At 48.4% G+C, this 16062-nt stretch carries 14 protein-coding genes; all 14 read right to left on the bottom strand.

All coding sequences use genetic code 11. The annotated features are described in order from the left end of the window. A partial coding sequence (locus H7U36_RS12590; protein ID WP_205156265.1) for an insulinase family protein occupies nt 1-344 on the bottom strand: 344 nt, incomplete at its 3' end. Nucleotides 345-419: 75 nt separating this feature from the next. Next, nucleotides 420-620 carry a hypothetical protein gene (locus H7U36_RS12585; protein WP_205156264.1) on the bottom strand — a complete coding sequence of 67 codons (201 nt, stop codon included), beginning with the start codon at nt 618-620 and terminating at the stop codon, nt 420-422. A gap of 98 nt (nt 621-718) precedes the next feature. Beyond that, nucleotides 719-2263: a radical SAM protein gene (locus H7U36_RS12580; protein ID WP_205156263.1), complete on the bottom strand. Its 1545-nt coding sequence runs from the start codon at nt 2261-2263 to the stop codon at nt 719-721. Next, a complete protein-coding gene (locus H7U36_RS12575) occupies nt 2260-3915 on the bottom strand; it encodes an ABC transporter ATP-binding protein (RefSeq protein ID WP_205156262.1) in 1656 nt (551 codons plus the stop codon). The genes H7U36_RS12580 and H7U36_RS12575 overlap by 4 nt, the downstream gene beginning before the upstream one ends. Before the next feature lie 101 nt (nt 3916-4016). After that, nucleotides 4017-5171 carry a multiple monosaccharide ABC transporter permease gene (gene mmsB / locus H7U36_RS12570; RefSeq protein ID WP_205156261.1) on the bottom strand — a complete coding sequence of 385 codons (1155 nt, stop codon included), beginning with the start codon at nt 5169-5171 and terminating at the stop codon, nt 4017-4019. Nucleotides 5172-5173: 2 nt separating this feature from the next. Further along, complete coding sequence (gene mmsA, locus H7U36_RS12565) at nt 5174-6712, bottom strand: multiple monosaccharide ABC transporter ATP-binding protein (RefSeq protein WP_205156260.1); 1539 nt, start codon at nt 6710-6712, stop codon at nt 5174-5176. Nucleotides 6713-6791: 79 nt separating this feature from the next. Next, nucleotides 6792-7898: a multiple monosaccharide ABC transporter substrate-binding protein gene (gene chvE / locus H7U36_RS12560; protein ID WP_205156259.1), complete on the bottom strand. Its 1107-nt coding sequence runs from the start codon at nt 7896-7898 to the stop codon at nt 6792-6794. A 187-nt stretch (nt 7899-8085) separates the two neighbouring features. Further along, nucleotides 8086-9171, bottom strand: coding sequence for a sugar ABC transporter substrate-binding protein (locus H7U36_RS12555; protein WP_243426762.1), 1086 nt, complete (start codon nt 9169-9171; stop codon nt 8086-8088). Next, on the bottom strand, nt 9168-10769 hold the full coding sequence (locus tag H7U36_RS12550) for a response regulator transcription factor (protein ID WP_191428865.1): 1602 nt from the start codon (nt 10767-10769) through the stop codon (nt 9168-9170). Before H7U36_RS12550 ends, H7U36_RS12555 begins: the two co-directional genes overlap by 4 nt. Next, a complete protein-coding gene (locus H7U36_RS12545; RefSeq protein WP_205156258.1) occupies nt 10747-12219 on the bottom strand; it encodes a sensor histidine kinase in 1473 nt (490 codons plus the stop codon). Before H7U36_RS12545 ends, H7U36_RS12550 begins: the two co-directional genes overlap by 23 nt. A gap of 33 nt (nt 12220-12252) precedes the next feature. Then, nucleotides 12253-13281, bottom strand: a complete 1029-nt coding sequence (locus H7U36_RS12540; protein WP_033124279.1) for a sugar ABC transporter substrate-binding protein — start codon at nt 13279-13281, stop codon at nt 12253-12255. A gap of 6 nt (nt 13282-13287) precedes the next feature. Then, nucleotides 13288-14106 (bottom strand): AraC family transcriptional regulator, encoded by an 819-nt coding sequence (locus H7U36_RS12535; protein WP_138303239.1) that lies wholly within the window; start codon nt 14104-14106, stop codon nt 13288-13290. 32 nt (nt 14107-14138) lie between these two features. Then, nucleotides 14139-14987 (bottom strand): DUF368 domain-containing protein, encoded by an 849-nt coding sequence (locus H7U36_RS12530; RefSeq protein ID WP_033124281.1) that lies wholly within the window; start codon nt 14985-14987, stop codon nt 14139-14141. 3 nt (nt 14988-14990) lie between these two features. After that, complete coding sequence (hisC, locus tag H7U36_RS12525) at nt 14991-16052, bottom strand: histidinol-phosphate transaminase (protein ID WP_033124282.1); 1062 nt, start codon at nt 16050-16052, stop codon at nt 14991-14993. Nucleotides 16053-16062 lie beyond the last annotated feature (10 nt).

Here is a 16062-nt window from a genome sequence, read left to right as displayed (position 1 = left end):
AGATGTGTATAAGAGACAGTTTCTTGGTTTATATATTTCCCATCTAATATTTCCTTAAATCTCAACAATCCTCGGCGAATATTAGCTATATTATTTTCAAATTCTATCTCAAATGTAGAATATTCAAAGTGTGTACATCCTCGTACATATTCATAAAATTTCCCACTATCATTTTCTATAAGATCAAATGATAATAACAGATGTTCTAATAAATGAGTTGTACCCTCTTTGGTTTCATTTTCAGATCCTGTTTCTACAATTAATTTAATATTGATTTTATCAGTGCTACTCTCTGCTCGTTTTACACATAAAGAAAATTTATTGTTTATTTCCCATTCTTTCATAGTTAATCTCCGCAAACAAGTAATCTTTAAGGGTATTACTGATCGAAATCAGCAATACCCTTTTTCCACAATCCACTAATATGTAACTTTTCTTTGAGCTGTACTTCTATTTGCCGCGGAATTTCCGTTACAACTACATCCACACCAAGCACAACTATTTCCACCATTACCTCTCATATTATCGTAATGGCTCCCAGCACACATACATGCTCTCATGTCAAAATTAGCTTCTGCTTTAGTAGACACATGCCTACCTACCGGATTAATAACCTTCATCTTTTCACCTCCTTCCCCATTATATCTAATTTACTTCCATGCTAAAAGCAAAGAAATAAATTATCCAAGTTAATATCTAATATCCAAAGGATAAAATGTCAGTCAATATGAATAGTATTCAAAAACTCCAGCTTTTCTGGAGATGTTTCTAATATTTCATGATAATCCGCTAATTTTTGAGCCCACGTTGCCCTTTCTAGTTTACATGCTTCATTTTTATGAACCATATTAATCCCTTCTTTTGTGTAACAGCATTCATAGCATATAGAACACAAATGAACCGCCCAACATTTTTGACATTCAGGGATTGAATTTTTCATATAGTCATCTATATAGTATTTTTTTATAGCATCCAAATCAATTCCCTTATCTATATCTCCTATATAAGGTGAAAAACCAATTTTTTCGCATACCTTAAATTTTCCATCGACTGTAACGTACAGTCTGCGATTAGCCGGAGTACAACATCCATTAAAAGTAAAACTTTCTATGGGCTCTTCGCATAAACGTCTAGCATGTATTCTATATAATCCCTTTATTAAACCATCGCTTGTAAATAACTTTTCGTCATCCAGTCCACCTTGTGTCTGTAAATATTCCTGAGACCAGTTCCCTATAGGATCCCTGTCTTTGTTATCCCCTGAATAAACTTCCTCAGATACTACATCATGATTTCCATAATCGACATAGGCAACATTTTTTACTACTTTTAAGGGTAACCACTCTTTTATACTCTCATAAAACTCTTTCATATCTTCCAGCTTAGCGGTGGTATACGGTGGTGTAACAACCATGCTAATACTTACCCTCTCTGAAACAGTCTCCTTATCTTCTATTGCTGTTACAAAATTTTTTAATCCTTGATACGTCTTCTGAAAGCTCCCCTTTCCATCAGGGAAAACTCTATTTTCATCATGGATTAACTCCGGGCCATCTAAACTACAAGTAATCATAAAATTCTTCTTTTTAGCAAAATAATTCGCTTTTTCCTCATCCATAAGAACCATGTTGCTTGTCATATTAAAAGTTAGTTCTTTATCTTGCAATCTATCTTCGCAATACTCAACACATTCTTTTAACAAATCAAATTTTAGAAGTGGCTCTCCACCATAAAAAACAATAGAAATGCTCTTTCCCGAATGCGCAGCTGCATAGTCTATAGCTTTTTTAGCTATTTCAAAACTCATATCATTGTTTCCGAAATCACGATTGTCTAAATTTTCGCTGCCATAAATACAATATTTACATCTTAAATTGCATCGCTCTGTCAACTCTAGGGTCATTTGTTCCAAATGCTCATTAATGCTTTCTTCTAAATAATTTATATTAGTTCCCCCGAATTGTTTTACCTCTGGTGCCTGCAACACTTTCTCGGTTTCAAATGCTTCTTTCAACTCATGCACTTCTTCAACAAAGTTTTTGTCTATCTTATCATAATCATCAACATTATTATTTCGTTCCAGACAACATAATAGATCATAAAGTCCTTTTCCGCACTCTAACACTTTGCCTGTTCCTCTATCATAAAAATAATACTTTTGTCTTGTTTTAAAAGTTTTCCCTAATCTTTTAAAGTCCCCTTGCTCTAAAAGCCGCTGTAAAAATTCTATACTTTCTTGTCTGGATAGTTCTTCACTTTTCATTGTCTTTCCTCTCTTATAATTCCATTTTCAAATTTTAAAATCTTGTCCACATTACGTATTTCTTTATTATGTGTAATAAAAATCACCGTACGATCAAGAGTATTGTTGTAAATATAATCACATATTTCTTCTTCTGAACGTTTATCACAATTGGAAAAGGCTTCATCTAAAATAATGATAGGTGCTTGTCTCGCTAGCATTCTCGCAATAGCTATCTTTTGACGTTCCCCTCCTGATAGATTTTCACCATTACTATTTAAAAGAGTTTTAATACCTTTTGGCATTTTTTGGATAAGCTTCAAAATATTCTCTTCCGTAATACATTCCTTCAAATCAAAGGTTTTCATATGGCTAAGATTTATGTTGTTTTCTATTGTGTCACTAAACAAATATGGAAACTGTTCTACCACACTGAAAAGTTCTCGATATTTATGAATATCTATTTTTTCTATATTTTTTCCGTTTAATAGTATTTCTCCATCATCTGGTGTTATAAATCTTAAAATCAAATCTAAAAAAGTGCTCTTTCCCGTTCCATTTTCCCCTATTATCGCTACTTTCTCACCTGCTGAAATAGTCATATTGACATGTTCCAAAATCTTATCATCGCTATATGAAAAACTTATGTCCTTAAATTCTAATCGCTGAAAATTTTGTCTTGTATCACTCTTATTTTCGTATTCTTCAGGATAATCATATACATCAAACAATCTTTTGGCAGAAGGTAATATTCTCGAAAAAATATAGCGAATATTGATTATAGAATGTATTGGGCCGAAAACATATTGACAATATGTAACAAAAGCTAATATTCCTCCCACCGTCAACTGGTTATTGCAAACCAAACCTCCACCTAACAAATAAAAAAACACAACCATACCTTCAACAATTAAAGAACTAAAAGATGTATTATATTGTTCCATCATAAGCGACTTTTTAGCCCACTTTATAGTATCGCCTTGTCTTTCTTTTAACTCCTGCTCTTTAAAGTCTTTTGCATTCCATAGTTTCAATTCCCTAATACCTGAAATAGTATCTCCAAACCATGAAAAGAACATATTAGACGAATATAATAGTTTATCAGTAATTTTTTGCTGCCGATCTGAAAAAAACTTTACAAAAATATAATCTACAGGAATTACAATCAAAGCTCCAAGGGCTAATTTCCAATTAATTATAAACAATCCAAATAGTCCTGTTATTACCTGTAATATCTGACTGATCCCACCAAATATTCCCTGCCAAAACATCCCATTCAAATACTCTATATCGGTCGATATCTGTTCTACAACTTCTATAGTTTCTTTTTGAGAAAAAAAAGACATTCTTATTCGCGTAATCTTGTCAAAAACATCCTGATACAAAGAAAGTTGCACCTTGTTTTGTAAATCGGCCAAAAAATTAGCACGCATTATTTCTGTAATCTCACGGATGATAATAATTCCTGCCAAAATTGCTACATAACATACAATGTCAGCAAATTTCTTTTTAATGAAACCTTCGTCGATAAGCTTTTGAACCATTACAGGATACAAAAAACTCAATAAATTCAAAAAAAGAAAAAGAAATAAAATTAAACTAATATTCAAATGAATTTTTAACATTTTTGATATTAATTCTTTTATGATTTTATTTCTTTCCTTTTTATCCATTCATTTTCCTCTTCCCATTCCATACTAGAAGAGCTATTACTTAAAAACTAATAACTTCAAGCAATAGCCCTTATTAGCAAAACATATCCTTATTATATATATCAAACCTTTTTAGACTCTACGTCAAAAATTACAGCCGCCAGAACAACCAGGCCCTTTACAACCTTCTGCCAGTTCATGTCAATACCCATGATAGACATACCAAGGTTGATTACACCCATTAACATTGCACCAATAATAACGCCGGGGATGGTTCCGCTTCCGCCGTATGCGGATGCGCCGCCGATGAAACAGGAGCCGATGGCGTCCATCTCGTAGCTGTCTCCGGACGTCGGACTAGCAGAATTCAGACGGGCGATGGTCACCATACCTGCAACTGCTGCCAGAAGACCCATGTTGGCGTAGGCGAAGAAGTACACCTTGTTTGTGTTGATACCGGAGAGCTGTGCAGCCTTCTCATTTCCGCCGATAGCATACAGGTGACGTCCGATGGTTGTCTTGGATGTGATGTACCCGTAAATGAGGACGATCACAGCGATCCAAATCAACATGTTGGGAAGGCCCTTGTACTGTGCCAGTCTCCACATAAAGCCGATGATAACGATGCTGATGATAGCGCAGCGGATAATGTCGTTGCTTGCCTTGTTCACTGCGTAGCCCTTCTTGATCTTGGACATTCTTCCCTTGAATGTAAGCAGGATGAAGATGGCTGCCGCGATCACGCCGATGAGCACACAGGTGATGTTCAGTCCCTGGCCTCCGAAGAAGTCAATGATGTAGCTGTTGAACAGGTTCAGGTAGCCCTGGGGCATAGGCGCGATGGTGAAGCCGTCCAGCACGATGTTGGAGAGACCTCTGAACATGAGCATACCTGCCAGAGTTACAACGAATGGCGGGATACGCCTGTAGGCGATCCAGAAGCCCTGCCACACGCCGATGGCCAGTCCTACCGCCAGCATGACAATGATACCGATAAACACGTTCATCTTCATGTTGACCATGACCGTAGCGCCCACAGCGCCCACGAAGCAGACTACAGAGCCCACGCTCAGGTCGATGTTACCGCCTGTCAGGATACAGAGCAGCATACCTGTTGCCAGGATGAATACATACGCGTTCTGGGCGATCAGGTTGTTGACGTTCTGCGGCAGAATCATCCTTCCGCCGGTCTGCCATGTAAAAAACAATACCACAATGACCAGGACAATGACCATTGTATACTTCTTCAAAAATTCTGATACTTTACTCTTTTCCATAGCTATTCTCCTTTGCTCGATTTCAAGATGCGTGACATGATCAGTTCCTGGGTTGCCTCTTCTCCGCTCAGCTCTCCCACCATCTTTCCTTCATTCATGATGTAGATGCGGTCTGACATGCCGAGAACCTCCGGAAGCTCGGAGGAGATCATGATCACGGATTTCCCCTGCGCCACCAGATCGTTGATGATGCAGTAGATCTCATACTTGGCTCCCACGTCGATACCTCTTGTGGGTTCGTCCAGGATCAGCACATCCGGCTCAGCGAACATCCATTTTGCCAGGAGCACCTTCTGCTGGTTACCACCGCTCAGGTTCCCTACGTTCTGCTCCACTGAGGGGCATTTTGTCCGCAGCTTTTCGCGGTATTCCTCCGCAACGGCGATCTCCTTGTCGTTGTCGATGACGCCGTGGCTGCTGACTCCTTCCAGATTGGCAAGAGTGGTATTGACACGGATAGGATTGCTCAGGATCAGTCCGTTCCCCTTCCGGTCTTCTGTCACGTAGGCCAGTTTATGTTTGATAGCATCCTTTACAGAGTGGAGATGCACTTCTTTTCCATTTATAAACAGCTGTCCGGAAATGTTTTTGCCGTAGCTCTTTCCAAAGATGCTCATGGCCAGCTCGGTACGTCCTGCACCCATCAGTCCGGAGATGCCGAGAACCTCTCCCTTTCTCACGTACATGGATACGTTGTCCACGACTTTTCTCTCAGAATACAGCGGGTGATGTACGGTCCAGTTCTTCACCTCCAGGGCCACATCCCCGATATTTTTCTTCTCCCTCTTGGGGAAACGGTCCGTCAGCTCACGGCCAACCATACCCTTGATGATCCTGTCCTCCGTAAAGGCGTCCTTCTTTTTGTCCAGCGTCTCAATGGTAGAGCCGTCACGGATGACAGTGATTTTATCTGCCACATAGGCAATCTCATTTAATTTGTGTGAGATAATGATCGAAGTCATGCCCCGCTTCTTGAACTCCAGCAGAAGATCCAGGAGCGCCTGGGAATCCTCCTCGTTCAGAGAAGATGTGGGCTCATCGAGAATGAGCAGCTTCGCGTTCTTGGCCAGAGCCTTGGCGATCTCCACAAGCTGCTGCTTGCCGGTTCCAATGTCTTTAATAAGTGTGCGGGAAGACTCATTAAGACCTACCTGCTTCAGGTATTTGTCCGCCTCCCCGTATGTTCTGCTCCAGTCGATGGCAAAGGATTTTCCCTGCTCATTTCCCAGATACATATTTTCACCGATCGTCATCTCCGGTACAAGAGCTAGCTCCTGGTGGATGATAACGATGCCTTTTTCTTCGCTGTCTTTGATCTTGTTAAATTTACAAACTTCTCCGTTGTATATGATATCTCCCTCATAGCTGCCATACGGGTAGATACCGCTTAAGACGTTCATCAGTGTGGATTTCCCGGCTCCGTTCTCACCCACAAGAGCGTGGATCTCGCCCTCCTCCACCTGCAGATTTACATTGTCAAGTGCCTTGACGCCGGGGAAAGTCTTGGTAATATTTTTCATCTCCAACAGGATATTTGCCAATGTTCTCCCTCCCTTTCCTTCATAAAACAGGCGGGCCACTCGTTCCCGCCTGCATCTTCACAAGTTACATTTTCAATAATTACTGGACATCTTCCTCTGTGTAATATCCTGAGTCGATCAGCATTTCCTGATAGTTGTCTTTTGTCACAACTGTAGGCTCGCAGAGGTATGTGGGGATGACACCTGTTCCGTTGTCGTAGGACTCTGTATCGTTTACTTCTGCTTCCTCGCCGCTCATGATGGCGTCCACCATCTTAACGGTCTGCTCTGCAAGGAGACGTGTGTCTTTGAATACAGACATTGCCTGCTTGCCGGCTACGATGTTCTTAACGTTCGGTTTATCACAGTCCTGACCTGTGATGATCGGCCACTCGCCTGTGTAGTTTGCCTCAAGAGAGTTCTCAACACCAAGTGCTGTGGAGTCGTTGGAGCAAAGTACAGCGTCAAGCTGCTTGTCTGCGTAGTTGGAGCTTAAGATCGCGTCCATTCTGGACTGAGCCTTCTCTGTGGACCAGTCTGCTGTGGCGCACTGCTCTTTTGTCGTCTGTCCGGACTGAACAACCAGCTTTCCTTCGTCAATGTAGGGCTGAAGGACATCCATAGCGCCGCCGAAGAAGAAGTTTACGTTGTTGTCACCCGGGTCACCTGTGAAGATCTCGATATTGAAAGGTCCTGCCTGGTTCTCAAGGTCGAGAGCGTCCACCAGGTACTCGCCCTGCTTCTGGCCAACTAAGTAGTTGTCGAATGTGGCATAGTATTTAACAGCTGTCGTGTTCATGATCAGACGGTCGTAGGAGATAACCGGAATGTCCTGTTCCTCTGCTGTTGCAAGAGGTGTTCCGAGAGACTCTCCATCAATAGAAGCAATCACAAGAAGGTCACATCCGCCGGAGATCATGTTCTCAATCTGGGAAACCTGTGTTGCCGGATCGTTACTTGCGAACTGAAGGTCAACCTCGTATCCGGCATCCTCCAGCTGTTTCTTCATGTTCTCGCCGTCCTGGTTCCATCTCTGCAGATCCTTTGTCGGCATGGCAACGCCGATCTTTCCTGATCCGGCCTCAGTCTGTTTGTCATCGCTTCCGGAGGTAGCTCCGCCGCTTCCCTCGCTTGAGCATGCAGCCAGAGATGCTGTCATCGCAGCGATCAGGCCGATTGCCAGAAGTCTCTTTGTTCTGTTTTTCATAATATCGTTCCTCCATTCATTTAAGAATTATTTGATGGTATTACTATAACAGGATGTCATCTGGACATGTTTGCAAAGGTCTGCACAAATTTACGAAAATTCAGGTTCAAAAAAGGGACTAGCACATTTTTGTGCTTGTCCCTGTTAAAAATGTCCTATTGACACGTGCTGTTCCCGTCTCTTTTTGTCAGTTTTCTACATTCAGGTATACCTCTTCCCTGGAGTGGAAGCCCGAGGAGATGATCACACTGTCCATATTCTCTTTTGTCACAGCCACCGGCTCCAGCCCGTAGTAGGGAACCTTCTGTCCATCCTCATTTTCTTTCACGTCGGAAGCATCCAGCAGGTCTCCCGTGATCTGTTCCCCTTTTGCCAGCTTTACGGTGCACTCCGCCGCCTCCTTGGCCAGATCGTTGATGGGCTTGAAGACGGTCATGGCCTGGGTTCCCTCCACGATTCTCTGGCAGGCCTCCAGATCCGCGTCCTGGCCAACCACCACCACATCCCCGGCAAGCTGTCTCTCGCTCAGGGACCGGATCACATAGCCGGCCAGCCCATCGTTTCCGCACATAACCGCATCGATCTGCTCCTCCGTCCCCGCAAAGGCATCCGCCACGGCCTGGGTGCCGTTCTCCGGCGTCCAGGATTTCACATGGCTCTTGTACACGATCTTCCAGGGCCCCTCGCCCAGCTCCGCCTCAAAGCCGTTCACCACGTCCATGCTGTTGGAGTCTGCCTCCGGGCCGCAGATCATAACTACATTTCCTCCATCCGGGAGATTTTCTTTGATGCTCTGGGCCATCAGGGCACCCACCATCTCGTTGTCCACCGTGATGTACAGATCCGTCTGCTCCCCCTGGATGAGCCTGTCGTAGGAGATGACCTGAATTCCCTTGTTTCGGGCATCCTTGACCTCCTCTGACAGAGCGTAGCAGTCTGTCGCCACAACGACGATGGCGTCCATGTTCTCCTCCGTGAATTTGCGGATCTGTGCCTTCTGCTTCTCCACGTCCCCGTTGGCTGTCTGCACGTCCACTGTGGCTCCCAGCTTCCGGGCCGTGTCCACGAACACATCCCTGTCCCTGGTCCAGCGCTCCAGCACAAAGGTGTCAAAGGTGATGCCGATGCGGATCCCCTCGTCCGTCTCCTTTTCCATCTCCCCGGAGGGCTCCTGGGAGGTCTCCTGAGAGGTGTCCGCACAGGCGGTCAGAAGGAGACCCGCCGCCGCGATCAGGGCGGCTGCAGCTGCAGCCAGTCTTTTTAGTTTCATCATATAGATACACCCCCTCGGTACTCTGTCGGCGTCATGCCTGTCCACTTTTTAAAAATGCGGCTGAAATAGTTGGGATCCTGGTAGCCCGCGTCATGGCAGATCTCCTTGATGCTCCTGTCGGTGGTCCCCAGCTGCTCCTTGGCGTAATCCATCCGCAGCTTTGTCGTGTACTCTATGTAGCCCGTCCCCTCGGACTCCTTAAAGAGCTTGCTCAGGTAGTAGGGGCTGATCCCCACCTCCCTGGCCATCTCCTCCAGGGACAGCTCCTTGTTAAAATGCTCCGCAATGTACTGCTTTGCCTGCTCCACCACGCTGTCTGTCTTTGTCTGCTGCTTCCGGGCAATGTGGCAGACGCTCTCGTCCAGCTTTTTCAAAAACCAGTGCCGCAGCTCCTGGTAAGAGTTAAAGGAGAGGAGGAGCTCCATATACCCCTCTCTGTCCTCAAACCGGTACTCGGAGAGGCCTCCCTGCATATAGGCAAGATGCTCCGCCCAGAGGACAAACTCCATAGCCTTCAGCCGGACCACGTTCTTCAGCTTCGGCTCGTAGCCCTGCATCCAGTCCATATACCGCTCGCCCAGGATTCGGGTGTTCTCCACATCCCCCTCCCGGACGGCCTCAAAGAGCTGCTTCTCAAGATCAATGGGATAGTCGTCGGCATAGCCGCAGCTCGTGGAGATATCCTTCGCGTGGATCACCTTTCCCACTGTCTGGTGCACGCTCTCCAGGGCCTCACGATAGGACTCCTCCATCTCCTTCCAGCTCTTCACCGTGCCGATACCGGCCTTGAACTTCAGCTCCGTCTGCTGCTCCAGCTTCCGCAGGAGAGCCCGGGTGTTCTCGATCTTCATGACCCGCTGGCTGTACTCCTCCTCCTCGCTCTGACACGGAATGAGCACGATCACCTTGTTGGCCATGAGGGCTCCCACGATTCCTCCGGTGGCCTCCTTTACTGTCTCCCGGAAGACCATGTAATGCTTCTGCAGCTTAATGCCCGAGCCCACCGTGTTGGTCAGCTCTCCTCTGTGCAGCTCATCACCGCACTCGATCACCATGACGTAGCCGTACTCCTCCTCCACGTTGAGGAGGTCCCGGTATCCGACGTACTCCTCCTTGCCGGTTCCCTCCATGAGAACGCTGTACACAAAACCGCTCTCGATCATGGGGACGACGGCCTCCAGCTTTTCCTTGATCCGCAGGTCGTTTCTGGCCTTCTCCCGGCGGTCCCGCACCTGCTTCATGGCCTTTCTCAGGGTGTCCGTCAGCGTATCCCGGTTGATGGGCTTGGTCAGATAGGACAGGACGCCCACGTCGATGGATTTCTGGGTATACTCAAACTTATCATAGGCAGTCAGCACGATAAAGACCACATGCTTGTCTTCCTTTCGTATCTCCTGCATGGCCTCCAGCCCATTGATACCCGGCATCTGGATATCCATCAGGATGATATCCGGGTGAAAGCTCTCAGCCAGCTCTATGGCCGTCCTTCCGTTTCGCGCGAACTCCAGCTCGCACTCATCACCGAAGGCCTTCTCGATCATAAACTGAAGAGATTGCCTGACAATTCCCTCATCGTCACAGATCAGTATTCTCGTCATCCTCTAGCTCCTCCCCTTTCTTCGGAATGTACAGCGTTACCGCCGTTCCCCCCTCTTCTCTTCTCCTGATCTCAAACACATGCTGTCTGCCATAGTAGCTGCGCAGCCGGTTGATCACATTGTCCAGGCCGATTCCCTCCGAGTCCCGGCCGCTCATGCTGTGGACGCTCTCTCCCCGCATGACCTTAGCCGCGGTCTCGGGCTCGATCCCCACTCCGTTGTCCGTGATCTCTATGCACACCTCGGCCTCATTCCCAAAGACAGACAGGTGGATGACTCCCTCACCCTCCATCTCACGGATACCGTGGTTGACAGCATTTTCGATGATGGGCTGCAAGATCATGCTGGGCATGGAAATGTCCAGAAGCCTCTCATCGATCTGTCTGCTGTAGTGGATATCCCCCGCAAACCTTACGTTCAGGATGTAAATGTAGCTGTCCACAAGCTGCAGCTCCTCCCGCAGGGTCACGTCCTTCTCCATCTTCCGGACATTGTACCGGAAGAAATCCGCCATGTTCTGGATGAACATACAGGCCTTCTCTGCCCCCTCCATCATGGCCAGCTGGGCGCCGGCATTCAGACTGTTAAAAAGGAAATGGGGGTTGATCTGTGCCTGCAGGTACTTGAGCTGGGCCTCCTTCAGGTCGTTTTTCATCCGCAGCTCATTGGCCACAAGCTCATTCTCCCTCTCATAGTTTCTCTTTGTCTCTTCTATATAATTGCGGATGCTGCCGATCATCTTGTTGCAGGCCTTGGCCACGGCAGTCACCTCATCGCCGGTCTCCACAATAGGGAAATCCACATCCATATTTCCCTGGGCGATCTCAGTGGCCACGCCCGCCAGCTCGATCAGGGGCTTCGTAATGCTCCTGGTCATCATGATGATCCATCCCACCGCGATCGCCATGACTCCGAAGAGAACGCAGATGCTGAAGCCGGTGGTATAGCTTAAGATCACCCGCAGTGTAGAGTAGTTCTTGGCGTTGCTCACAAACGTCGAGGTATTGACGCTACTTATGTTGGCCTGGATATAGCCGTATATCTCCTCCGTCTCCTGGTAGGACTCGCGGACTCCCGCCGCGTCCCTTCCCCTCTTTCTGTCCACCGCCTCGTCCGCCACCTCCAGATAGGTCTGGGACAGGTAATAGATATTTTTCTCCGCCAGCTTCACCGGATCGCCGCTGACCTGATTGTTCAGTCCGTCCAGAAGCTCCTGATAGTCCTGGCTGTACCGGTAATAGTCCTCCAGGGAGTCCGAGCTCTTTGTGCTCAGATACTGATAGAGAGAATTCTGGATTTCCCCCACGTTCTCTGACAGGTCGTTAAACTGGATATTGCTGTTGTAGACCGTATCCATCTCCCGTATAGTCCTGTTCAGATTATAGTAGATAAAAATCACAATGACAAAAACCGTGACCGACACAATGAGGAATATCTCCACCAGCTTCACACGTATTGACTTTGACTGGGATCCCTCCATCTCTTACTCCCCGCTTTCTTCCTGGATATACTCTTCCACGTTTGCCTCATTGACCAGCTTCACAGACACCGGAAAGTACTCGCTTGTGTATCTCTGGGACAGATACTCCTCCATGGCCTGCATGCACAGCTCCCCTGCCTCCCTGGCATCCACCACAATGGTGGACTCGATGATGCCCTTCTGGATACCCTCCAGTATTTCCGGGGAGGAGTAGTAGCCGATGATCTTCACCTTCCCCACCAGGTTGTAATCCCTGACACACTGGTAGGCGCTGATGGTGTCCACCACATTCAGGCAGACAAGCACATCCGGGCGGCTCTCCTCGTCCAGCAGAAGGCTGCGCACCCGCTCCTCTGACAGGAACTCCCTGTCTTCCCCTGTCCGCACCGTGGACACGGATATAGCTCCGGAGGCACGGCCAACCGTCTCACTGATGCCGGTGTAGATAAAGCTGGGTGAGGTTTCCTCCTCGTTCACCGGCACGAGCACCGCGGCGCTCGCGCTGGTCCTGTCACTTCCCACCGCCTTCAGCACCTCCTGCCCGTACATCTCACCCAGAGTATAATCATTGGCCCCCACGTAGCTGACCCGGCCGCTCTCCGGAATATCCTCCATCAGCGTGACGACGGGGATGCCCGCCTCCTCCGCCTGGCCGATCAACTCCTCTATATCCTTCGTGTCGTCCGTCTCCACAATGATCCCGTCCACTCTTGAGTCTATCGCCATGCGCATCAGCTCCGAGGCCGTGTAGTCCTCGTTCAGCAGAGCGCCGAAATTCTCCGCGTAGATGCCGGCACTGGCGCCGGTGCTTCTGGCCTCTTCATAGAGAGACTCCCAGAACACGTCCGATGTATCTCCGCTGACCATGGCCACATGGTAGGCATAGCTCTGTCCATCGTCCGCGTCCCCCTTCTTCCCGTCTCTGTCCTGGTTCAGAAACACACTGAATCCGACCATGATACTCAGGGCAAGGAGGACCGTGGCTGCCATGACCACATACATCAGCCGGTTGTTATCTTTAAAATACTTCATTCCCTGTCAGTCCCCTTTTCGAAATCTGCTCGGCAGCACCCCATACTTCTCCCTGAACGCTCTGGAAAAGGACTTGCTGTTTGGGAAGCCGCACCGCACCGCGATCTCCCCTATGGAGAGATCCGTCCTCTCAAGCTGCTCCATGCCGTGCTCCAGGCGGATGCCGTCCAGGTAGGCCTTATAGTTTGTCTTGGCATACTTTCGGAACATCCTGGAGAGATAGGTGGGCGAGTAGCCAAAGGTTCTGGCCAGCGTCTCCAGGGACAGCTCCTTATTATAGTTCTTTTTCATATAATCCGTGATGGCGGACAGGCGGTTCAGCTTTTTCCCAATGCGCACCATCTCCGGATTGACCTCCATCTTCCGGTACTTTGTCACCAAGATGTAGATCAGCATGTAGAACTGGCTCTGTACCTTCAGCTCGTAGCCACATTCCCTGGCCCTGTAGGTCCGGTACATATCCTCGATGAGCTTCATCACCTCGTCGTCCTGGAGCCTGGAGCTGCGGGAAAAATAAATAAACCGCTCATCAGTGTAGTAATTTTCAAACGTAGAGAGCGGTATCTGCAGCACGATAGTCTGGTTTGCCCTTGGCGAAAATACAGAGTGTACCTCGTTGGAATTGACCAGCATAAACTCACCGGGCCTTAAGGGATATTCCTCCTCATTGATGAAGAACGTCAGCTCCCCCTCAAAGAGGGCGAATATCTCTATGGACCGATGCCAGTGCTTCTGCCTTATGTAGTTTCCGTCCTTCCCCTCGAACACAAAAAGCTTGAAGGGGATGTCCTCGTTGGGTCTTATGATCTCGTGGGAATATTCCATAAAAGCACCTCCGGCTGTTTCTGTGAGTCAGTCTATTCTCCTCCCAGGCGCCCTGCGACAAACCAGCCGGCCACAAATGCCACAATGCCCGCGGCAAGTGTGAGGATCGAGAACGTGCTCCAGTCGATCTTGATGAGGATCGCCAGGGGAGACGCCACGATCAGGCCGATGATGGCGTAGTACGCGTGGATCTCTGCCCGGGCAAAAATAAATTCTATGATCTTGGCGATCAGAAAAATTCCCAGCAGCACGCCGATGCCAAAGGGAATCAGTATGCCGCACCGCACCAGAAGCTCCGGCACGTCAAAGGCAAACAGGGCGTCCATAAACTGGTTGATGGTCCGAAGGATCGTATCGTAATAGCCCAGCAGCATCAGCATCATGGAGCCGCTCACACCCGGAATAACCATCGTGGCCGCGGCGATAATCCCCACCAGCAGCAGCTTGATCTCGTTGATCAGGGTAAAGCTCACATCCGCCGCCTTTCCCCCTGTCTCCCCCATGACAGCCATCAGGATGACAATGGCAAAGAACACGAGAAGCGGAATCATCCTGCTGACGGTCGGCCTGTGGCCCTTCACCTTCTGGAAGATAAAGGGAAGGCTGCCGGCGATGAGTCCGCAGAAGGCAAAGTTCGTCGGGATCGGATACACCTCCAGAAGAAACTCGAACACCCTGGACAGGATCACAATGGCAAGCGCCGCCCCTATCAGAATGGGAAGGATCAGCTTCATGCTCTTTCCAAATTCACTCTTCAGATGGGTGATGGCGTGGATCAGCCTGTCGTAAAGTCCCATGGCGACCATCATGGTTCCGCCGCTGACTCCCGGTATGATATTGGCCACTCCGACCACAACTCCCTGTAATATAAGTCTTAACATGTTTTATTCCCCTTTTGAAAGATATTGTTCCAGGAAGGCAAAGAGCTTTTCCATCTCCTCATCCGTTCCCACTGTGATGCGCATGTACTGGCGGATTCTCTCGCTATCCCACCAGCGTACGTAGATGCCCTCTCTCTTCAGCGCCTCAAAGAGCTCCCTCGCGTCGCAGTCCGGATGGGTAGCAAAGAGGAAGTTGGCGCTGGACCTTGTACAGGAAAAGCCAAGGCTTCCAAGCCTCTCCATGGCTCTCTCCCGCGTGGCTTTGATCTTCTCCACCGTCTCCTCAAAATAGGCCCGGTCCTTTACCGCCTCCGCCCCGCACACGAGGGAGGCACGGTTCAGAGTGTAGGAGTTGAATGAGTATTTCACATCGTTCAGATACCGGATCAGCTTCGGATTCGCAATGGCATATCCGATGCGCATGCCCGCCATGGACCGGGACTTGGAGAAGGTCTGGGTCACGATAAGATTGTCGTACCGGTCCACCAGCTCCACAGCCGACGGCCCCGCATAGTCTATGTAGGCCTCGTCCACAATGACGATCACATCCCGGTTGTGGCGGAGGATATCCTCCACAAGCTCCAGATCCTCGTAGAGGGCCGTGGGTGCGTTGGGGTTGGGAAAAATGACGCCCCCGTTCTCCCCGTAGTAGTCCTCCCGAACGATCCGAAACTGCTCATCCACCCTCTTGCACTCATACGGGATGCGGTACAGCTGGGCCCATACCTTGTAGAAGGAGTAGGTGATGTCCGGAAAAAGGATCGGTTTATCCGAGTTGAAAAAGGTGAGGAAGCACAGGGACAGGACATCGTCGGAGCCCACTCCCACGAACACCTGATCTCTTCCCACCTTGTAGAAATCCGCGATGGCGTCCACCAGCACGCTGCAGGCCGGATCCGGATACAGGCGGAAATCCGCCGTGTCAAGCTCCTTAAGAGCCCGCTCCACCCCCGGCGCCGGGGGGTAGGGATTTTCATTTGTATTCAGCTTGACCACCCTCTGCCGGGGCTGCTCACCCGGCACGTAGGGTTCCACTTTCCGTATATTTCGCTCAAATGCTTCCATGCGTTGTCCG

Source organism: Faecalicatena fissicatena (assembly GCF_016900595.1).
GTDB classification, from domain to species: domain Bacteria; phylum Bacillota; class Clostridia; order Lachnospirales; family Lachnospiraceae; genus Claveliimonas; species Claveliimonas intestinigallinarum.
This window is presented reverse-complemented; position numbering and strand designations above follow the sequence as displayed.